Genomic DNA, 20,836 nt, shown 5'->3' with positions numbered 1-20,836 from the left:
CGAGGGGATTTATCCCCTCGTCACAACCGTTACTCATGCATATCCGGCGCATGGACAAAGCACAGCTTGTTCCCTTCCGGATCGCGGCAATAGGCCCCGAAATAACCTTCGCAATACTGCGGCCTCGGGCCGGGTGGGCCTTCGTCGGAGCCGCCCATGGCAATCGCCTGCTCCCAGGCAGCACGCACGGTTTGCGGGGAGTCAGCGGCGAAGCTCACTTGCATGCCATTGCCCCAGGTGGCGGGCAGGCCGTTGAAAGGCAACTGGACGAAAACCTGTGGCCAATGCTTGCCGGGGCGCTGCCACCCCTCCCCCGGCGGGCCCGAGTCGTGTTCACCTTCGATACGCTCCAGCCCCAGGCAGCCGAGGACGGCATCATAGAAAGCGACCATTTTCGGCAGGTCGCGCGCACCGATCTGTATGTGGCTGAACATTGTCCTGCTCCTTATCGAAACCAGTCCTTCCATTGAAGAATACAGCTTCATCCGACGCTCGTCACAGCGCTCGATTCACCGACGAAACGCCCGGTATCACGCTCATCGACTGGCAATAAAATCCGACCGAACTCTGCCCGAAACCCCGCAGTCCACCCTCCATCGCAACCAAGCCTGGAGAACGACAATGGTCGAATACCCTTTCCCACCTTTCCCGAAACAAAGCCAGCCGGTGCCTGGCAGCCAACGGAAAATGGATCCCTACCCGGACTGCGGCGAACAGAGCTACACCGGCTCCGGACGACTGGCGAACAAAATCGCCCTGATCACTGGCGCCGACAGCGGCATCGGTCGCGCCGTCGCCATTGCCTTTGCCCGTGAAGGCGCGGACGTGGCGATTGCCTATCTGGACGAGCATGAAGACGCCAAGGAAACCGCGCGCTGGGTCGAGCAGGCCGGGCGCCAATGCCTGTTGCTGCCCGGGGACCTGGCGAACAAAGACCAGTGCCGCAAAATCGTCGATGAAACCGTCGCCCGCTTCGGGCATATCGACGTTCTGGTCAACAATGCCGCGTTCCAGATGACCCATGAAAGTCTTGAGGAAATATCCGACGAAGAATGGGTGCGTACGTTCGATATCAACATCACGGCGATGTTCAGGATCTGCCAGGCCGCCGTGCCGCACATGAAGCCGGGTGGCTCGATCATCAACACCAGTTCGGTCAACTCCGACATGCCCAAGCCGACGCTGCTGGCGTATGCCACCACCAAGGGCGCCATCGCCAACTTCACCGGCGGCCTGGCACAAATGCTCGGCCCCAAGGGCATCCGTGTGAACAGCGTGGCACCAGGACCGATCTGGACGCCGCTGATCGTAGCGACCATGCCCGAGAAAGAGGTACAGAATTTCGGCTCCCAGACCCCGCTCGGCCGCCCCGGCCAACCGGTTGAAGTGGCGCCGATCTATGTGCTGCTCGCCTCGGACGAAGCCAGCTACATCTCCGGGGAGCGCTATGGGATTACCGGGGGTAAGCCGATACTTTGAGCCAGGCGCAACATTTTTTCGATCGTTCCCACGCTCCTGCGTGGGAATGCCGCCAGGGACGCTCCGCGTTCCGTTTCTGAAGTGTGACGCAGAGCGTCACGGGATGCATTCCCACGCGGAGCGGGGGAACGATCAGCATCTATCCCTACCGACGCTCAACGGCCACAGCCCGCTGGTGAAAGACCGGCAATTGCTGCAACGCGTATTGCGCTGCCCACAGTTGCACCTGGCCGCGACTGCCAAAGAACCGTTCGCAGCGGCTGAACAGCGCTCGCTGGCCGTTCAGATCGAACGCCCAGGCAAAACACACGGTGCCGGCAGGTATGCCGTCCTTGTCATCTGGTCCGAGCAGCCCGGTGGTCGCCACTGCGACATTGGCATTGGCGTCGCGCAAGGCGCCAAGGGCCATCTCCTCGGCCACTTCACGACTGGTCAGATTGAAGGTATCGATGGTGCGTGGACTGACACCGAGCAGACGCTGCTTGGCTTCAGGGGAATACACCACATAACCGCTTTCGATCAGTGAACCACTGCCCGGCACCTCGGCCAACAACGTAACGATCTGCCCGGCGGTACAGGACTCGGCCGTGGTCAGGCGCAGGTCATGCTCTCGTAGATAATCGACCAGGATTTTGGCTGCAGTCATGGCAAAGGGTCCTTCAGGGATGCTGATGGGTTGACTCTTGCCGTAGTGATTCATTCCCTTTATCGCCCCGTCGTCCGGCGCCAACAAATAAATGAAACCCCGGTCTTTTGCTGCACCTCAAACCTATAAGGGCCTCATGCAGAGGCCATCCTGATCAGGAGGTCGTCATGTCTGCACCTTTCGTCAAACTGTTCACGCACCCTGATTTCGCCTGGACAGACATTCGCGAGCAGGAACAGGCTCATCCGCGCCATTACCTGGCTCATCTGCTATTGCTAGCCTTGATTCCGGCGGTGTGCCTGTTCATCGGCACCACCTGGACTGGTTGGAGCCTGGTCGAAAACGAGACGGTACGGCTCAGCCGCGCCAGCGCATTTCAATTGTGCGTGCTGCTGTACCTGACCATCGTGGTCGGCGTCGCGCTGATGGGACTGTTCATTCGCTGGATGTCCCGCTCCTTCGACGTCCGTCCGACGGTCAACCAATGCATCGGCTTCGCCGCCTACACGGCGACGCCATACTTCCTGGCCGGGATTTTCGGGCTCTACCCGAATCGCTGGCTGGCGGTGGCCGTCTTGTTGCTGGCCTCGGCCTACTCGACATTCCTGCTATTCGTCGGATTGCCCAAGTTCATGAGCCTCAGGAAAGAACAGGGCCTGCTCTACTCGACGAGTGTCTGGGGCGTCGGCTTGCTGGTCCTGGTGACAATCCTGGTGGAAATGATCCTGCTATGGTTCAACTACCTGCAGCCGGAATATCTGCGAGTGCCGGTGGGCTGAAGGTGATACTGCACCCGCCAATGACGGCGGCGTTGCAGTGCTCATCGCGAGTAAGCTCGCTCCCACATGGGTTTACGGGTATTCGCAGTATCTGGACACACCAAAAAACCTGTGGGAGCGAGCTTGCTCGCGATGAGGCCGGCACATCCAAACATCACCGCAAACTGACACTCCGCCATCGCGAGCAAGCTCGCTCCCACAGGAAAGACGCGGTCTCCACCAAGAATCGGGTCGGCTGTTAGGCCGCCTCGTGGAGGACGTTGATCTCGGCACCCCGTTAAGCGGAACCATAAGTAGCCGTTACCGCAACAATGGATCCACACCCCCTATAAAACACACTACTTATCCGTCTCCCTCATACCAATACGCCTACGCATCTCAGCCGTAATGCTCTGCCGAGTCCGCTTAATCCCCGCCCAAGGCTCATGCCCAACTTCCGCCAGACGCTCATGAACATTGTGCACATTCCACAAATTCGCCCCCTTGAGCTCGGCCACCTCCTCGCGAAAAACAGGCACCGAAACCGGCAACCCTTCCCGGGTCCGGGCGGCGTAAGCGCAAATGGTGGTAGCGCCCAACCCATTGCGCAGGTAATCGATGAAAATCCGCCCTACCCGATTCTTCGGCCCGGACACCGCCGAAAAACGGTCCGGCAGCAGCTTGGCCATGTGACTGACAATCGCATGGCTGAACCCCTTGACCTCGTCCCAACCCAGCTTGCGCGTCAGCGGCACCACCACATGGATGCCCTTGCCTCCGCTGGTCTTGAGGAACGCCTTGAGCCCCAGCTCATCGAGCACCGATAACGTGAGCTGCGTCGCCTCGACCATGCTTTTCCAGGGCAGCGCCGGGTCCGGGTCAAGGTCGAGAACGAAGCGGTCAGGCTTGTCCAGATCGACCGAGGTGGCGTTCCAGGTGTGCAGCTCCACCGTGCTCATCTGCACCGCGCCGATCAGCGCTTCGGCGTTGTTGATGATCATCACCGGCTGCCCGGTCAGCGCCTTGTCCAGACTGGTGATACCGGGAATCGCCAGGCGCTCGGCGTTCTTCTGGAAGAACAGTTCCCCGGCGATGCCATCCGGCGCCCTGACCAAGGCCACCGGGCGATCCGCCAGTTCTGGCAGGATGAATTCGGCCACGCTGGCGTAGTACTCGGCCAGTTGCAGCTTGGTGGTGCCGCTGCTGGCGTCAATGACCCGCTCCGGATGAGTGATGCGGACCTTGCCGTCCAAGGCCGGTGCCTTGGCCTTGCTCTTGGTTTTGGCCGGTGTCGCGCCAGGCTCATGCTTGGCTTTGGTTTTTTTTGCCGCAGCGGTTTTTTTCACGGGCTTGACCAGCTCCTGGGTAATGTCCTTGGCCGGCTTGTCGTTGCGCAAGCCATGGAAGACCGCATGGCGCACCGAGCCGTCCTTGGTCATTTCGGCAAAGGCCACTTCGGCCAACAGCGTCGGTTCGAGCCAGTGCACGCCCTTGGCTTCGTAACCGCTGGGCGGGTTGACCACGGCGGCCTTTTTGGTCTCCAGGGGCAGCAGTTGCTGGTAGATGCTTTTAAGGGTGGTTTCGTTGAACCCGGTGCCGACCTTGCCGGCATAGCGTAACTGGCCGCTGTCAGCGTCATGCAGCCCCAGCAGCAAGGCACCGAAGGCGCTGCGAGCGCCCTTGGGATCGCTGAAGCCCACCACCACGAACTCCTGGCGATTCTTGCACTTGAGCTTGATCCAGTCGTTGCTGCGCCTGGACACATAGGCACTGCCGATGCGCTTGCCGATCAACCCTTCCATCTGCATCTGGCAGGCGCTGTTGAGCAGCGCTTCGGGAGTTTCTTCGAAAGCATCGGAAAACCGCAGCAAGGGGCTTTCATTGGGCTCCAGCACTGCGGCCAATGCCGCCCGGCGTTCTTGCACTGGCACTTTGCGCAAATCCATGCCATTGAGGTACGGCATGTCGAACAGGTAATAGGCGATCTTGCCACTGCTGCCGGCCTCGAAGGCATTCTGCAAGGCCTGGAAGTCCGGCACGCCCTGGTCGTTGGCAACCACCATCTCGCCGTCGAGCCAGGCCGATTCCAAGCCCAGCGCAGCCAAGGCTTCGGCCTGTCTTGGCAATTTGTGGGTCCAATCATGGCCGTTGCGGGTCAGCAACCTTACGTCGCCGTGTTCGATGCGCGCCATGACCCGGTAACCGTCGAACTTGATTTCATAGAGCCACTCGCCGTCGGGCGCGCTTTCCACCAGTGTTGCCAGTTCCGGCTTGAGGGTGTCCGGCAACGGTCCGGCGACCGCGCCGCTGAGGGTGGTTTTCGCGGCGCCTCTTGGCGATTTCGCCTGCACGGCCTTTTCCGGTTGTTTCACCGCTTTGGCTGCAGCGGCCTTGCCGCGGCGCTTGGGCACCAGGGTGCGATCGCTGAGCACGCTGTTCGGTTCGGCCTGGACCACGTCGTATTCACTCTCGGGGCGGGCGGCCTGGTCCTGATGTTTGATCAGGAACCACTGCTCCTGCTTGCCAGGCATGTGGGTGCGCACCAGGTTCCACAGGCCGCTGAGCTTTTCGCCTTGCAGTTCGAACTTGAGCCGGCCCTTTTCATAGGCCTCATAGGGATCATCCTGGGGAATCCAGACGCCCCGATCCCAGACGATAACGTCACCGGCGCCGTAATGGCCCTCGGGGATGTTGCCTTCGAACGTGGCGTAATCCAGCGGATGGTCTTCGACATGCACCGCCAGGCGCTTGGCTTTCGGGTCCAGGGAGGGGCCTTTGGGCACCGCCCAGCTCTTGAGCGCACCGTCCAGCTCCAGCCGAAAATCGTAATGCAGCCGCGAGGCGTCGTGTTTTTGAATACAGAACTGCAAGGCATGGGCAGTCTTCGCCGATTTGCGCGAGCGCTTCGCCGCCGGCTCCGGGGTGGCGGCAAAGTCGCGCATGCGGTTGTAGTCATCCAGGGTCTTGCTGCTCATGGCCCACCTGCCACCTGTTGCAACGCCGGATCGGCGACCGGCAGCCCGGCGGTTTCCGCGAGCAATTGATCGACCACGCGGCTCAAGGCCTGTTCGACGGAATCGCCCAGCAGCAGCCCCTGTTCGAAGAGGACGATTTGCCGGTCGGCGCTGGTGCCTTCCTGCACCATGCGGCGCACCTGCTTGAATACGTCCTGAACACCCAACTCTGCTGCGGTCTCACCGAAGGTTTGCTCGGCCAGGGTCAGCCATTCACCGATCAACATCGGCTGCTCCTGCCCCTCGACGATAAACTCCGCGAGAATCCCGTGACGCTTGGCCCGCCAGCGATTCTCCTTGAGGACCCACTGGGACATCTGGCTGTAGTTGGCGCCAGGCCGGCGCTGCGCCACGGCATGGGCCACCATCAGGCGAAACAGCGAGACCAGACAGAGGACGTCGTCGACCCGAGGACAGGCATCACAAATGCGCAGTTCCAGCGTGGGGTAACGTGAGGAAGGCCGTATCACCCACCAGCAATCGCTGGGTTGGCGAATGGACCCGGTACGCATGAGCATGTCGACGTAGCTGGCGAACGCCGACTCGTCTTCGAAAAACTCCGGCACGCCCATGCGTGGCCATTCATCGCAGGCCACTTGCCGGTAGCTGCTGAAGCCGCTGTAGGCACCGTTCCAGAACGGCGATGACGCGCTCAGGGCCAGGAACATCGGCAGCCAGGGCAGGATCTCATTCATGACTCGCACCCGATCCTGGGTGGCCGGGACTTCCACATGGACATGCAGGCCCGACAGCACGCTGCGCCGCGCCACCCGCTGGTAATCATCGAACAGTTGCTGGAAATGCAGCTCGTCGGTCGGTTGCAGCACTGGGGTGGCCATCGGGTGTGAACCGGCGCTGAGCAGGCCCAGGCCATACGGCGCCAACCGCTGGTTCAAGCCCGTACGCACCTGGCTCAGGTAGTCGGCAGCCTCTGACAGGCTGCGAAAGATGGGCGATGCCATCTCGACCTGGCACAAGAACATTTCATGGGCGAAATGCTTGCCCAGCTCGGCCTGGCACGCGGCGACAGCCTCCGCGGGTGGCTCGCCTGGCATGTGACGGGTTTGCAGATCGGTGATGAAGTACTCCTCTTCAATGCCGAATTTCATGCGCCTGTTCATCGATAATCCCTCCGATAACCCCGCCAATACCTGCGCCAATGCGGGTTACAACCAACGCCACCACGGCGATCCTTTCCACGTCCTGATAACCCGGCGTCAGCAGTTCCTCACCAAACACGTCGGGGTCCAATTCCTTGTAGGTCCAGCCGAAATCCGTCGAGTCACGCCATTGACCCAGCGCTTCCAGGAACGGGTCGCGCCCATCCACCATCGCCACGCCGGTGTAAAGCACCAACGAGCCGCCCGGGGCCAGCCGGGGCAAGGCCTGTTCGACGATACGCAACGACAACCCGGCGCCTAGTGCGCCGCCGCCATGGCGATAGGCGCGCTCGGATGGATCAGCCATGTACGGCGGGTTGGCGACGATCAGGTCGAAGTTGCCTGGCACGTCCTGCAGCACGTCGCTGCGAGCGACCTCGACATTGCCCACCTCGGCCAGCGCGGCGTTCACAGCGCTCAGGCGCAAGGCTTGCGGGTTGATGTCCACCGCCAGTACTTGTGCTTCACGCCGGGCGCGGGCAATCACGATCGCACCGACGCCCGCACCACAACCGATGTCCACGGCGCGATGCACCGCCGTGAAGTTCTGTTGCAGATGAGTATGGATCAGTTGGGCAAAGCGGTAGCTGTCAGGGCCGAAAAACACCGCATCGGTGGCCTGGGTGGGGAACTGCGAATGAGCGAACAGCAAGCCATCCAGGCTCGACCAGCGCACCCGGCTACGCAACAGGCCGTCGTGTGCTTCCAGCACCTGGGCGTCTTGCAGTTGCCGCTGTTCATCGGTGCTGATCAGCCCCGGCGCAAACGGCCGTGACCAGCCGAACACGTCCCGCATGGTCTTGGCGCGCTCATTGCCGGGACGCTGGTTGACCCGCTCGTGGGTCAACGGCGTCGGGGTAATGAAACGGTAGCCGTCGGCTTGCAGGCGCCGGCCCAGTTGCAGCAGCGCAAGGTCCGTCTCGGACAGGCGTTCTTCCTCATTCATGCAGGGCTCCCTAGCGAAGTGCGGATTTGAGTTCGATGAAGCGGCGAGTCGCCAACAGCCCCGCCGGATGGCTATGACGCCGAGCACAGAGCCAGGGCATCAGGACCTGCATCTGCTCGTTGGGCGCCCGGCCTTGCAGTGCCTGTTGCAAGCTTTGTACATCGGGATCATCCATCGGTGTCGTTGGCTCGCAAGCCGCAACCGGACCGCGCCGGACGCCGGACCTTGTGCCCTCGTCCAGCCAGTCACCGGCTATCCAATCGTGCAGCAGCTGTTTTTCGTAAGGGCTGAACACCCCGAACATGGCTGCGCCAGCCCCGTTGATCAGCTTCCAGAAGCGGCTGTTCTGCGGGTCTTCATGGCGTTTGATCCAGCCTTTGTTCTGCATTGCCGCCAAGAACCCTTCCAACTGGCCTGGCGCCGAGAGCCACTGGTTGACGGTCTTGCCTTCGAACTTGCAGTAATCGGAATGCATGTGCTGGCCGAACGGGCGTTTGCGTTCAAGCATGTCCAGCACTTCGCGATCCAGGTCGAACGAGCCGATGATGTCCCGGCTGCCCTGCCCCAGGTCATTGAGGCGATAGCCCAACGTGACCCGGTGCCAGAAAGCGTCACGGTCGGCTTCCATCGGCATCAGCTGCAGCAGCGCTTGCACGGCCTTATGGGCGTGGCCGGTGCTGGCGTTGTCGATGGTGACATGAAGGGTGAAATAGTACGGATCGATGTCCAGTTCGCTCAGCTCATAGGCGCTGATCAGCAGATGCAGGGGCAATTGCTCATAGCCCAGGTTGTAGCCGATGACCTCTGGCAGGTATTCGTCGCTGGCGTAACCCAAGGCGAGCTGCACGGCGCCTTGCAGATAAAGGTCGTCATCGATGTCCGGGGCATCCGACAGGTCGTGTTCGGCGAGCAACTTGCGATAGAGCACCACATGGTTCTGCGCGGGATGACCGTCCCCCAGTTCTTCCAGGTAGGTGCACAGCAACCCTTCGAAACGGTGGTCGTGCCAGTGCTTGACCACGCCATACAGCCAGGCACCGTCCACCCGTTTGGTCGGTGCCACCGCCTGCAGGAAGTACAGGGCGTGGGCCTTGCCGCTGAAGAACTCGCGCGCGCCGCCATTTTTGCGCCGCTCCAGGTAGTCAGCGTATTGCCGGGCCACGCCGGCACTGTGCTGCTCGACCCAGGCCTGCAGCGCCGTGGGGTCATCGGGCATCTCCTGGGGAAGCGCCGCAGCCTTTGCGATGCATTCCTGGAGGAACGCTTGGGCGACGGCTTGCTTGTCAGCGTCGTCGGGGCCCTGGAACAGTTGTTCATAACATTGGCGCACGTGCCCGTCAGGCGTAACGGGGTGCACGGTAGCCGGCCGGGATTGAAGGGGTGTCAGCGCAGTCATAAGGGCCTCTTGGGTTCTCGGCGGACGCTGAATCAACACGTCTCTTCTGTTGCAGAGCGCCGGCAACGACGAAAAATTCCGTTGGGTTGAAAGGCCGGCGGATAAACGGGTTGTCCGTTCACGAGGGGAACCCTCGTTTCGCTCCAGCCCTCGAATGAGGACAAGTGCGCCAATACCAGCAAGTGAACACCCTTGTGGCGAGGGGTTTTATCTGTGGGAGCAAGGCTTGCCCGCGATAAAAACAAAGCGGTCTCTCTGGAACCGAGGCGCCTGCATCGCGAGCAAGCTTTGCTCCCACAGCGGGGCGGTGCGACGTTTCGCTAAATCCCCTCGCCACAGTATTGTGCTTGGCGGTCGTACAGGGTGTTGCGACTGACTCCCTTGCTATCCAAGGAGCAACGATGACTTTCACGGTATGGGTAGCGGTGCTCGGTGCGGTGTTGCTGACCCTGGCCCTGACCTCCTCCTATCTGCGCTGGATGCCGGTCACCACCTCGGCGATGTGCCTGGTGCTGGGCGTCGCCATCGGGCCGATGGGATTGGACGTGCTGAAGCTGGACATCAGCGACTCCTCGGTCTGGATGGAGCACCTCACGGAAGTCGCGGTGGTGTTTTCGTTGTTCGTCAGCGGCCTCAAGTTGCGTTTGCCCCTCAACAACCGTGCCTGGCGCGTGGCCTTTGGGCTGGCCGGGCCGGTGATGATCCTGTGCATCGCCGGCCTGTGCCTGGCATTGCATTATCTGTTCGGGCTCAGTTGGGGCGTGTCGATGCTGATCGGCGCGATGCTGGCACCTACCGATCCGGTGCTGGCGGCGCTGGTGCAGGTCAACGACGCGCGGGATGACGACCGGGTGCGTTTCGGCCTGTCGGGCGAAGCGGGACTGAACGACGGGACGGCGTTTCCCTTTGTGATCTTCGGCCTGTTGATGCTGCGCGACGACGGCAGCGGTTTTCTCGGTGAGTGGCTGCTGCGTAACGTCCTGTGGGCGGTGCCGGCCGGTTTGCTGGTCGGCTACTGGATGGGCCGCGGGATTGGCAAGCTGACCTTGTCGATGCGCATCAAGAATGCCGACAGCACGCTGTCGCCCAATGACTACCTGGCCCTGGCGCTGATTGCCTTGGCCTACGTCGTGGCCGAATGGATCCAGGGCTACGGCTTTCTCTCAGTGTTCGCCGCCGGCCTGGGGCTGCGCCAGGCCGAGGTCAAGTCCACCGATGAAGCGGCGCCGCCGGCAGAGCACTTGGTGCAACCGGTGGTGGGCCACGAAACCGTCGATCCCCAGCAGGCTGTCCTGGGCGATACCGAGTCGCTGGACGATGGTCAATTGGCCGCTGGGGTCATGATGAGCGACATGCTCGCATTCGGCAGCCTGGTGGAGCGATCGATGGAAGTGTTCCTGGTCACCCTGCTCGGCGTCGTGCTGGCCAACCATTGGGACTGGCGGGCCTTGGCGATCGGTGCCCTGCTGTTTGCCGTCATCCGCCCGCTAAGCGTCCTGGCGATGCCCTGGGGGCGATTGCTCGACGGACCGCAGCGGCTGCTGATCGGCTGGTTTGGCATCCGCGGGATCGGCAGCCTGTTTTATCTGTTTTTTGCCTTGAACCATGACCTGCAGCCGGAGGTGGCGCAACTGTGCATCAACCTCACCCTGTCGGTGGTGGCGTTGAGCATTCTGGTCCATGGTGTCACGACCCAACCGACCCTGGCATGGTATGAGCGCCGCAAGCATTCGGGCTGAGACGAGCGTGTCTCAACCGCCAGGATCGCCCATCTGGATATAGACCGAATACACCCCCAGCAACACCCAGAAGGTGGCGAAGATCCATGGCGTACGCACCGAGAACAGCAGCGACTTGCGGTAGCCTTTGTGCGTCGATTCCCGCTCGCTGAACAGCGGCGACTCGTCGTAGGCCAGGCCCATCAAGGGTTCGGCGCGCAATAACTCGCTCTGTTTGAAATGCCAATGATCGATGATCTCGTAGGCCGCCTTGATGCCCGGCCAGGCATTGAGTGAGCTCAAGAAGCCCAGCAAGGCCAGGAATGGCGGCACGATCAGCGTGAACAACTTGCCCCATTCCGGGTTCAAGTTGGCCATGCATGAGGCAAAGGCGATCACCAGGAAAGATTGCGCGGCGAGGTAAGCATCGGTTCGGTTGGCCAGAATGCTGGTCTCGTACTGGATCTCCCGGCGATAGAAATCCAGTCGTTCCTTGGGCGAGCCGAACAGTTTGGCGTTGTGTTCCGTCAGTTCTTCTTCCGGGGTTGGCCCGGTGAGTATTCTGGGCATTGCGCAGGCTGAGCCTCGATGATGATTCGGACTCATTAGAAGAACCCGGCACACGGCAAGTTCAAGCCAATGGACCGCAGGGGCATCAAGCGCCCGAGGAAACACTCCCTGACCGCCAAGGTCTCTAGTTCATATGGGCAAGAGGACGCTTGTGTGGATTATCTTGGATGGGTGCAATGGCCAGCGATGCTCGTCACGGTGCTGGCCGCCTGGTTGATCGGCTCACGTCAACCGCGACGCCGGGTGGCGGGATTCAGTTGTTTTATTGCCAGCAATATTCTGTGGGTGATCTGGGGGCTTCATACCCACGCGTATGCATTGATCGTGTTGCAGTTTTGCCTGTGTGCGATGAATTTGCGTGGGTTCAAGAAGAATACCGAATAGGCGGCTGCTCCCTCACCAAAGGAGGCGGACGTTGCGCTCCTGGCTATTTCATCGTCTGCCCAATGATCTGCACCAGGTCAATCTGCTTGAACGGCTTGATCAACCGAGGCAATTGCGTGGCGAAACCTTCCAGGCGTTCGGCATAACCGGTGGCCAGGATGATGGGCAAGGTCGGTTGGCGGTCGCGCAACAGTTTCGCCAGCTGCGCACCGTCCATCTGCGGCATGGCCATGTCGGTGATCACCAGGTCGATGTCCGGGTTGCGCTCATGCAACTCCAGCGCCTGGGCGCCCGAGGCTGCGCAAAGGACCCGGTGCCCGAGGTCTTCGATCAGCAGGCGCGTGCTGGTCAGCACCAGGCTGTCATCATCGACCACCAGCACTTTCAACTCGTCGACCGGCTGTGTTGCTTCCTGGATCGACGCTTTACCCGGTGCCGGGTTGTTCGCCACCGGTAGCCACAACTGCGCGGTGGTACCGACACCTTTCTGGCTCCTGAGCGTCAGACGTCCCCCCAACTGCTCCGCCAGGCCATGCACCATGGACAACCCCAGGCCCGTGCCCTTGCCAACGCCCTTGGTGGTGAAAAACGGGTCCACGGCCGAGGCCAGCGTGGCTTCATCCATGCCCTCGCCTTCATCGGTAATCGCCAGGCAAATGTAGCGCCCGGGAGCCATCGGCTTGTCCGGGGCCGCATCACACCCTTGCCGCTCATCGGCAGTAATCATGAGCTGGCCGCCATGGGGCATGGCGTCCCGGGCGTTGGTCGCCAGGTTGAGAATCGCCAGTTCCAGTTGGTTGACATCGGCCAACACCGGCGACAGCGCCTCGGCGAAACGGGTCTGGATGTGTATCGACGGGCCCAGGGAGCTTTGCAGCAGGCCGCTGATACCCTGCACCAGGGCCGACAGCTCGACCGATTCGTAGGTCAGTTTTTGCCGGCGGGCAAACGCCAGCATGCGCTGGGTCAGCGAAACCCCGCGCAGCGCGCCCTGGGTCGCGTTGTCCAGCAATTGAGTGAGTTTCGGCTCGTTGGGCATGCGCTTGCGCACGATCTCCAGGTTGCCAAGGATGACCGTCAACAGGTTGTTGAAATCATGGGCGATGCCGCCGGTGAGCTGGCCGATGGCTTGCAGTTTCTGGGATTGGAACAGCGCCTCGCGGGCCTGTTCGAGGGCCTGCTGGGCCTGGGTGGCATCGGTAATGTCGCGGGTGATCTTGGCAAAGCCCAACAGCGTGCCGGTGTCGCTGCGAATCGCATCGATGACGACGTGGGCCATGAAGCGCGTGCCATCCTTGCGCATGCGCCAGCCCTTCTTCTCGAAACGCCCTTCGCTGGCGGCGATGCTCAACGCGCGCTGCGGTTCGCCGGTATCGCGATCTTCGGGGGTGTAGAACATCGAGAAATGCTGGCCGATGGCTTCGGCCGGTAGGTAACCCTTGATCCGCTGCGCCCCCAGGTTCCAGTTGGTGACCTGGCCTTGCGGGTCGAGCATGTAGATGGCGTAATCGGTGACGCTTTGCACCAGCAGGCGGAACTGCTGCTCGCTTTGCTTGAGGGTTTCCTCGGCCATCTTGCGATCGGTCAGGTCGCGGGTGATCTTGGCGAAACCAAGCAAGGTGCCGCTCTGGCTGTCGATGATCGGATCGATCACCACATGGGACCAGAACAGCGTACCGTCCTTGCGCACCCGCCAACCCTCACCTTCAAAGCGCCCCTCCTGCACAGCCGTGTCCAGCGCCCGTTGCGGCAGGCCGGCGGCGCGGTCCTGATCGGTATAGAAACGGGAGAAATGCTGGCCCAGGATCTCGGACTCCGCGTAGCCCTTGAAACGCCTGGCGCCAGAGTTCCAGCTGGTGATGATGCCCGATGGGTCGGTCATGTAGATGGCGTAGTCGACCACAGCGTCGATGAGCAGGCGAAAACGCTGTTCCTCGTTCATGAGTGGGGTCTTGGGGGCGTTCTCAAGCATCTGGCCGGGGCATCCGTGTGGACTTTTGCGGAGTATGGAACAAGTCTGGCGCCAGGAAAAATTATTGAGCTTTGGGAGCGCAATACTCAGGTCTCCCAGGCTATTCACAAACCCAAGCCCTGATGGATTCCCCTGTGGGAGCGAGCTTGCTCGCGATGGCGGTGTTTCAGCCAGCCTTCATGTCACTGACAGACCGCCATCGCGAGCAAGCTCGCTCCTACAGGTGGCGGGGTGTGTTTCCTGAGTGACAGACCACCAACGCGGCAATAAGTGCTGCACCCTGGCCTCGCCAAACCGGTCATCGATCAGCAATACCACCCCGCGATCCTGCTGGGTGCGGATTACGCGGCCGGCCGCCTGCACGACTTTTTGCAGGCCGGGATACAAGTAGGTGTAGTCGTAACCATCGCCAAAGATCGCCGCCATGCGTTGTTTCATCTGCTCATTGACCGGGTTGAACTGCGCCAGCCCCAAGGTGGCGATGAACGCGCCGATCAGGCGTGAACCCGGCAAATCGATGCCCTCGCCGAACGCACCGCCCAGCACCGCAAAGCCAATGCCTTGGCTGTGCTCCATGAACCGCTCGATAAACGCCTGCCGGGGGGCTTCGCCCATGCCGCGCGATTGCGTCCAAAGCGCAATTTGCGGGTACCGCTCGGCAAACAACCCCGCCACTTGCTGCAAGTAATCGAAGCTGCTGAAAAAAGCCAGGTAGTTGCCTGGGCGCTCGCTGAACTGGCGGGCCATCAACGCGGCAATGGGTTCCAGGGACGCCTGGCGGTGGGCAAAACGGGTGGAAATGCGGCTGACAACCTGCACGTCCAGTTGTTCGGCCTTGAACGGCGATTCCACGTCGATCCATACCGTGTCGCCCGGCGTCCCCAACAAATCTGCGTAGTAGTGCCGGGGGCTCAAGGTCGCGGAAAACAGCACCGTGCTGCGGGCCGCCGTCAGCCTGGGCCGCAGGAATGCGGCCGGCACCACGTTGCGCAGGCACAGCGTAGACAGGCTGCGCTGGCGGCCAAGTTCGCGCTTGTGGATGTCGAACAGAAAGTGCTCGTCGAAGGTTTCCGCCACCCGGCCAAACTGCAACGCGTCGAAGTAAAACGCCTGCAATCCGCTGTCCAGGCCCTGGGGATGATCGTTGAGGTAATCGCCGATAGCCGTCGTGCAGTTGGCCAGGGCCTGGAGCAGTTTTTCCGGCAGTTTTTCATAAGCCTGATAGGCCGCCACCTGGGGCGCATGCAAGGCGTTCCACTGGCGATTGACCCTATCGAGGGATTTCTTCAGCGGTTCGGGGGCGGTTTTGCGCACGCTGGTCAGCGTGGCCTGGTCGAGGGTCGCGCTGTACATCTGCCGCCCGCGCTCCACCAGGTTATGGGCTTCATCCACCAAGGTCGCGACAGTCCAGCCGTTGGCCTGGGCCAGGCCGAAGAGCAACGCGCTGAAGTCGAAGTAATAGTTGTAGTCGGCCACCACCACGTCGGCCCAGCGGGCCATTTCCTGGCTGAGGTAATACGGGCAGACCTCATGGGCCAGCGCAATCTCGCGCAACGCCGCCTGGTCGAGCAACGTGACCTGGCTCGCTGCTGCCCGGGCGCCCGGCAAGCGGTCGTAGAAACCGCGGGCCAGTGGGCAGGATTCGCCATGGCATGCCTTGTCCGGGTGTTCGCAAGCCTTGTCCCGGGCGATCATTTCCAGCACCCGCAATGGCATTGACGACGCGCCGTGGGTGATCACCCGCGCCGCATCCAGGGCCAGCTTGCGCCCTGGGGTTTTCGCTGTGAGGAAGTACACTTTGTCCAGTTGCTGCGGCGCCAAAGCCTTGAGCATTGGGAACAAGGTACCGACGGTCTTGCCGATGCCCGTTGGCGCCTGGGCCATCAGGCAGCGGCCGGTGCTGACGGCCTTGAACACCGATTCGGCCAGGTGCCGTTGCCCCGACCTGAAACCCGCATGGGGAAATACCAGCGATTGCGCGCCGAGGTTGCGCGCCTGTCGATGGGCCATTTCCTGTTCGGCCCAGGCCAGGAACAACGCGCATTGCGCTTCGAAGAAGGCTTGCAGCTGTGTCGCCTCGAAACGTTGGGTGATGCAGGTTTCCTTTTCGCTGACGATGTCGAAGTACACCAGAGCCACGTCGATGTGCGGCAATTGCAGTTTCTGGCACATCAACCCGCCATAGATTTTCGCCTGGGCCCAATGCAGCTGGCGATGATTGGCTGGCTGCTTGGCCAGCTCACCCCGGTAGGTCTTCACTTCTTCAAGGCATTGGCGAACGGGGTCGTAGCCATCGGCCCGGCCTTTGACTGTCAGTGTCTGGTAATGACCTTCGAGGGCCACTTCAGCCTGATAACCCTCGCTGCGCCGCGAGGCCACGGTGCGATGGCCGGCGATGCCTTCCAGGGCCGTGGGCGAAGGTGTGAAGCGCAGGTCAAGGTCACCCACCTTGGCGGTGAACTCACACAATGCCCGCACGGCGATGCTGTAGCTGGGTGCCGGGTTCATGCGGCCCCATCGCGAGCAAGCTCGCTCCCACAGGTGATCTGTGGTGACTCATCCCATGTGGGAGCGAGCTCGCTCGCGATGGCTGACTCTGCCCATTGCACATAACAAACGGCAACGGGCATCTGGTGTTCATGGCAGAACTCCAGCCAGCGTAGCTGGTTGTCTTGCAGCCGATCGCCAGGGCCTTTGACTTCGATCATGCGGTAGGTCTTGTGCTGCGGCCAGAACTGGATCAGGTCCGGCATACCGGCGCGATTGGCCTTGATGTCCAGCAGCAGACGGTCAAACCAGTGCTTGAGATGCGCGGCCGGCAGGCAATCGAGGGCTTGCTCCAGCAAGGGCTCGGACAGCGCGCCCCAGAATACGAAAGGCGACTGCACGCCCCGCTTTTCGGCATAGCGACGGCCGATGGTCTGCCGATAGCGGCCATCGTCCAACTCTGCCAGGCAAGCTGCGAACAGCTCGGCGCGACGGGCATGGAAATCTTCGTTGAGCAGGTCCACCGGCCCGCGTTGGAACGGGTGGAAAAACGCGCCCGGCAACGGCGCGAAGATCGCCGGCCAGCACAGCAGGCCGAACAGCGAATTGATCAGGCTGTTCTCGACGTAATGCACTGGCGCGGTTTCGTCGTGCAGGTGGGCCTGGACGTGGTACTCCACCGACAAGGTCGGATCGACGCGCGGCAGTTGCAGTTCCAGGCGCTCCACTTCCCGGGCCAGGCTCCGTGGCACCGGCGGCCCGCCCAACTTGCGCCGAAGACGGGGCACGATCCGCAGCAAGGCCTGGGTTTCGGCGGCACTTTGCGGTGCCTGCATCGCCACCTCGCCCAGTTCAAGGGCCAGGGCGTATTCGCCGATGCGTTCCAGCACCCGGACCATCCGCAACCGCGCCCCCGGGTAAGCGCAAGCGCGATAGATGCCCAAGGCCAAGGCGAAGTCACCGATGCGTTCGCCGTGCTGGCCAATCTGGAACAACAACTTGCCCCGGCGCCGCTCCAGCCACGGATTGTCCAGGGACAGCTCGTTGACCTGGGCGACGATCTCTTCCAGGGACTCGCCAGCTTCGAAGCGCTGCTGGCAGTCGTGCAGGAACAGGCAGGCATCGACGTCCTCGCGGCTGCGCAACCCCCGTGACTCGGCACTGAACTCGACGGTTTCGTAGGTGAAGATGCCCAGGTCCGACAGGACGAATTCCGACCAATCCTGGTAAAGGTTGCCGAAAAACATCAACCGCAGCCGGTCACACAGATTCATGATCGTCAGGCTGTACAGCCTGTCGTCCAGCTGCGGGCACCAGGCACGGAACGGCTGGGACTGGTTGAGGCGCTCGTCCAAGGCCTGGAGCCATTCGGTCTTTTTCGCCTTGGGCTGTTCGATCAGGTGACCCAGGCACAGGAGGATTTCCGGCTTGAGCAGCACCTCGAACAGTTCGGCGAGCCCGATGGGGGCCTCTTTCTCGACCCAACCCAGCGCCAGCAGTGGCGCGACCGCGGCGCCGATGTCGCCAATTTCCGGGTAGTGCAGCTTGCTATGGCGAAACCGAAGCCCCTTGCGCATCACCATCCGCACCAGCAAGCCCTGGGCACCACGCGGCAGCGCGGCGAAGTGCTCGATGAAACGCTGCTCGTCAGTGCTGAGCACATCGGCATAACGCTGCGTCAACCAAGCGAGCACCTGCTGGAAGTTGTTCAGGTAGTAAAACGGATCGTCGAGGGAACGGACTGCCACGGAAAGAACACCAAGGATATCGGATACTGGTTATGCATACAGATAACAGCTGTAAACCAGCCAGGCAACAGCAAAAGATGAACGGTCTCCTATATTTAAGATGAAATCCTTCAGCTAGCGATGAACTTTCCTACAGCAAGCGAGACCAATGGCGGTTGACTAACATGATGGCGCGGTCGAATCAGTTGCGCCGTGTCCTTTTGATTGAGAGGTTATGGTTATGAACATCAGGTTTCTGGGCCTGCCCATGGTCGCCGTGGCATTTCTGGCTCTGGCTGGCTGCGCGTCGCCAACCGTGGTGACCTTGCAGAACGGTACCCAGTATTTGACCAAGGACACCCCCAATACCCGCACCGCTGACGGTTTCTACGAGTTCGAGGATATTTCCGGCAGGAAAGTCCGGGTGCGCGCCGATGATGTGGCAACCATTCGCAAGGAAGACTGATTACCGGTGATTCGCCTGCTGCACCGCCATCGCGAGCTCCCACAAAGTCTCGGTGGTGAACACAAATCCAGTACACACCTGTGACCCACTGTGGGAGCGAGCTTGCTCGCGATAGCGGTGAGTCAGTAGCAGCGGGGTTGGATGTGCCGGCCCAATCGCGAGCAAGCTCGCTCCCACAAGGTTCGGTGATGAACACAAATACTGCATACACCCGAGATCCACTGTGGGAGCGAGCTTGCTCGCGATGGCGATATCAGGCGAACACGATCCCTTCGCCCCCCACCTGACCGAGACCTACGCCCACCAGGGTCACGGAACTGTCGCCCACCTTGAGCAGCGTGTCATTGCCCACTTGTGACAGGTACTGGCTGTAGTCATGACCTGCCCCGGCACCTGGTACGCCGAGGAACACCAGCTTGTCCCCCGCGTCGTAGCCGCTGATCCGGTCGTGGCCGAAGGCGGCGTTGAAGAGGAAAGTGTCACTGCCGCCTCCCGCTTGCATCTGGTCATTGCCTGCACCACCGACGAAGGTGTCGTTACCCGCGCCGCCCACCAGCACATCGTTGCCGTCCTGGCCGAACAGCCAGTCACCCTTCGCTCCCGCCACCAAGGTGTCGTTGGCCGCGCTGCCCTTGATCGAAGAGGCATACGCCGTCAGGTTGGCACCGGCCACCAGGCCATTGGCGGTGACACTGTGGCTCACTTCATCCTTGAGCAGCCCCCAGAACAACCCGGACTCCTTACTGACCAACGTGCCGATGTCGCGGGTGATGCTGATCGCGCCATGGGCGTCGCGCATATACAGCGTCCCGGCCCCGTCGTGGGCGAAACTGAAATCCTTCACCGACTGCTGCAGTTGCAGGCTGTTGCTCCCCTGCCCGCCCAGGATCACGTTGTAGCCACCGCCATCGCGAAAGGTGTCGTTGCCGGCGCGGCCTTCCAGGTAGTCGTTGCCCTGGCCGCCCTGGATCAGGTCATTGCTGTCGCTGCCGATGATGAACGTGCTGCCGGTGTGGGTTTCAGCATTGCGGTTGAGGTCTTGCACCCAGGTATTGGCGCGCGCAGGGTCCGACAGGTTGGCGACGATGATGGTGGAGTCTTTTTCGGTGAGGTCGTAGAACACCGAGCCCATGATCCGGCCCATGCCATCACCATAGCCGGTAGGCAGGTGGGAAATCCAGGTGGGGATGTTGAGAATGGAAAACGGCAACACGTTCCATGCCGTCGAAGCGTAGTGGTCGTTGAAGCTGACGATATTGTTAGTGGCCGATTCCTGTTGCCCATCGTGCACACCCACCGACGCGAGGTTGAACGTCGAGCCGTCCAGGGCGCGGAACACCGGATCGTTCTCGTAGCCGATGTTCAAGACCTTGTCGGTACTGCTCTGGGTTGGCGAGGCGTAGGCGATGTAGTTGGCACTGGAGTAGAACCCTGACCATTTGCTCGCGCTCAAGTCCGCCAGGCTGTTGACCGCCAGCCCACCCAGGCTGTGGCCGCTGACCAGCACGTCGTTGCCCGTCAGGCCATGGGCCTGGGCAAACTTCGCGACGTCCCCCAGCAGGTTGCCAAAGGCTTCGCCGACGTAGTTTTTCGCATAGTCCTTGGGCCCCAGCGCGGCCATCAGGTCGTTGATCACGTCGCCGATGGAATCGCCAATCAGGTTTTCCCTAGGGCCACTGGTGCCGCGAAACGACACGCCGATTTCCTGCAAGTGACCCTCGGCGTCGTACTTGCCGAGGATCTCTACCTGCGCGGTGGTGTAGCCGGCCTTTTCACCAAAAAACGTCCCGCGGCCATCCACCTTGCCGGCGTAACCCAGTTGATCGGCGCTGATGGGCGTCCAGCCGGCCTTCTGTACCGCCTCCAGGGCCAGTTTTTCCGAGTCGGGATTCCACGGCACGCCGGGAATCACCCCTTGGGAATCGGTGCCGCCCAGCAGCGCAGTCACCAGGGTCGCCGGCAGGCCGGCACCGAAGCCGTTGTGCTGGTAACCGGCGGCAAAGCCGTTGTCGAGGTTGTGGTAGGAATACAGCATGATCGCCATTGCGTCGCTGACCAGTGCCTTGGACTCGGTAGTGCCGAGGTTCTTGTAGTCGTAGATACCCATGGTTGT

At 61.5% G+C, this 20,836-nt stretch carries 16 protein-coding genes; 5 read left to right on the top strand and 11 right to left on the bottom strand.

Annotation, left to right across the window (positions count from 1 at the left end):
• Positions 1–29 precede the first annotated feature (29 nt).
• Positions 30–434: a VOC family protein gene (locus tag F7R20_RS11475; RefSeq protein ID WP_003201811.1), complete on the bottom strand. Its 405-nt coding sequence runs from the start codon at positions 432–434 to the stop codon at positions 30–32.
• A gap of 187 nt (positions 435–621) precedes the next feature.
• Between F7R20_RS11475 and F7R20_RS11470 the strand changes: the two genes are divergently transcribed.
• Positions 622–1,479 (top strand): SDR family oxidoreductase, encoded by an 858-nt coding sequence (locus F7R20_RS11470; protein ID WP_003201809.1) that lies wholly within the window; start codon positions 622–624, stop codon positions 1,477–1,479.
• A gap of 145 nt (positions 1,480–1,624) precedes the next feature.
• Here the strand turns inward: F7R20_RS11470 and F7R20_RS11465 are convergent, their stop codons facing one another.
• Positions 1,625–2,125 (bottom strand): CinA family protein, encoded by a 501-nt coding sequence (locus F7R20_RS11465; RefSeq protein WP_081352555.1) that lies wholly within the window; start codon positions 2,123–2,125, stop codon positions 1,625–1,627.
• A gap of 167 nt (positions 2,126–2,292) precedes the next feature.
• Between F7R20_RS11465 and F7R20_RS11460 the strand changes: the two genes are divergently transcribed.
• Entirely contained in the window at positions 2,293–2,904 is a 612-nt protein-coding gene (locus F7R20_RS11460; RefSeq protein WP_003201804.1) for a Yip1 family protein, read from the top strand.
• A 338-nt stretch (positions 2,905–3,242) separates the two neighbouring features.
• Here F7R20_RS11460 and ligD read toward each other — a convergent pair whose 3' ends face one another.
• Genes ligD through F7R20_RS11440 form a run of 4 tightly spaced genes read right to left on the bottom strand, consistent with a single transcriptional unit; the run spans position 3,243 to position 9,399 of the window.
• On the bottom strand, positions 3,243–5,858 hold the full coding sequence (ligD, locus tag F7R20_RS11455; protein ID WP_003201802.1) for a DNA ligase D: 2,616 nt from the start codon (positions 5,856–5,858) through the stop codon (positions 3,243–3,245).
• Positions 5,855–7,018 (bottom strand): carboxylate-amine ligase, encoded by a 1,164-nt coding sequence (locus F7R20_RS11450; protein ID WP_003201801.1) that lies wholly within the window; start codon positions 7,016–7,018, stop codon positions 5,855–5,857. Before F7R20_RS11450 ends, ligD begins: the two co-directional genes overlap by 4 nt.
• Complete coding sequence (locus F7R20_RS11445) at positions 6,990–8,003, bottom strand: methyltransferase (protein WP_003201800.1); 1,014 nt, start codon at positions 8,001–8,003, stop codon at positions 6,990–6,992. The genes F7R20_RS11450 and F7R20_RS11445 overlap by 29 nt, the downstream gene beginning before the upstream one ends.
• 10 nt (positions 8,004–8,013) lie before the next feature.
• Positions 8,014–9,399 (bottom strand): iron-containing redox enzyme family protein, encoded by a 1,386-nt coding sequence (locus F7R20_RS11440; RefSeq protein WP_027913053.1) that lies wholly within the window; start codon positions 9,397–9,399, stop codon positions 8,014–8,016.
• A 401-nt stretch (positions 9,400–9,800) separates the two neighbouring features.
• Between F7R20_RS11440 and F7R20_RS11435 the strand changes: the two genes are divergently transcribed.
• Complete coding sequence (locus F7R20_RS11435) at positions 9,801–11,138, top strand: cation:proton antiporter (RefSeq protein WP_003201797.1); 1,338 nt, start codon at positions 9,801–9,803, stop codon at positions 11,136–11,138.
• A gap of 12 nt (positions 11,139–11,150) precedes the next feature.
• On the opposite strand, the gene F7R20_RS11430 is transcribed toward F7R20_RS11435, so the two are convergent.
• Positions 11,151–11,687 (bottom strand): hypothetical protein, encoded by a 537-nt coding sequence (locus tag F7R20_RS11430; RefSeq protein WP_003201795.1) that lies wholly within the window; start codon positions 11,685–11,687, stop codon positions 11,151–11,153.
• Positions 11,688–11,840: 153 nt separating this feature from the next.
• Between F7R20_RS11430 and F7R20_RS11425 the strand changes: the two genes are divergently transcribed.
• Positions 11,841–12,071, top strand: coding sequence for a hypothetical protein (locus F7R20_RS11425; protein ID WP_003201793.1), 231 nt, complete (start codon positions 11,841–11,843; stop codon positions 12,069–12,071).
• 43 nt (positions 12,072–12,114) lie between these two features.
• Here F7R20_RS11425 and F7R20_RS11420 read toward each other — a convergent pair whose 3' ends face one another.
• From F7R20_RS11420 to F7R20_RS11410, 3 genes are all read right to left on the bottom strand, one after another.
• Positions 12,115–14,043 (bottom strand): hybrid sensor histidine kinase/response regulator, encoded by a 1,929-nt coding sequence (locus F7R20_RS11420; protein WP_003201791.1) that lies wholly within the window; start codon positions 14,041–14,043, stop codon positions 12,115–12,117.
• 177 nt (positions 14,044–14,220) lie between these two features.
• Complete coding sequence (locus F7R20_RS11415) at positions 14,221–16,551, bottom strand: ATP-dependent DNA helicase (RefSeq protein WP_003201789.1); 2,331 nt, start codon at positions 16,549–16,551, stop codon at positions 14,221–14,223.
• Positions 16,548–18,278, bottom strand: coding sequence for a VRR-NUC domain-containing protein (locus tag F7R20_RS11410; protein ID WP_003201787.1), 1,731 nt, complete (start codon positions 18,276–18,278; stop codon positions 16,548–16,550). Before F7R20_RS11410 ends, F7R20_RS11415 begins: the two co-directional genes overlap by 4 nt.
• A 220-nt stretch (positions 18,279–18,498) precedes the next feature.
• On the opposite strand from F7R20_RS11410, the gene F7R20_RS11405 reads away from it, so the two are divergent.
• Complete coding sequence (locus tag F7R20_RS11405) at positions 18,499–18,723, top strand: YgdI/YgdR family lipoprotein (protein WP_003201785.1); 225 nt, start codon at positions 18,499–18,501, stop codon at positions 18,721–18,723.
• Between the two features lie 253 nt (positions 18,724–18,976).
• Here F7R20_RS11405 and F7R20_RS11400 read toward each other — a convergent pair whose 3' ends face one another.
• Positions 18,977–20,830 carry a polyurethane esterase gene (locus F7R20_RS11400; RefSeq protein ID WP_003201783.1) on the bottom strand — a complete coding sequence of 618 codons (1,854 nt, stop codon included), beginning with the start codon at positions 20,828–20,830 and terminating at the stop codon, positions 18,977–18,979.
• Between the last annotated feature and the right edge of the window lie 6 nt (positions 20,831–20,836).

It is taken from the genome of Pseudomonas brassicacearum subsp. brassicacearum, assembly GCF_008801605.1.
Lineage (GTDB): Bacteria > Pseudomonadota > Gammaproteobacteria > Pseudomonadales > Pseudomonadaceae > Aquipseudomonas > Aquipseudomonas brassicacearum.
Note: the sequence above shows the minus strand (reverse complement) of the source record. Positions and strands in the feature narration are given on the sequence as shown.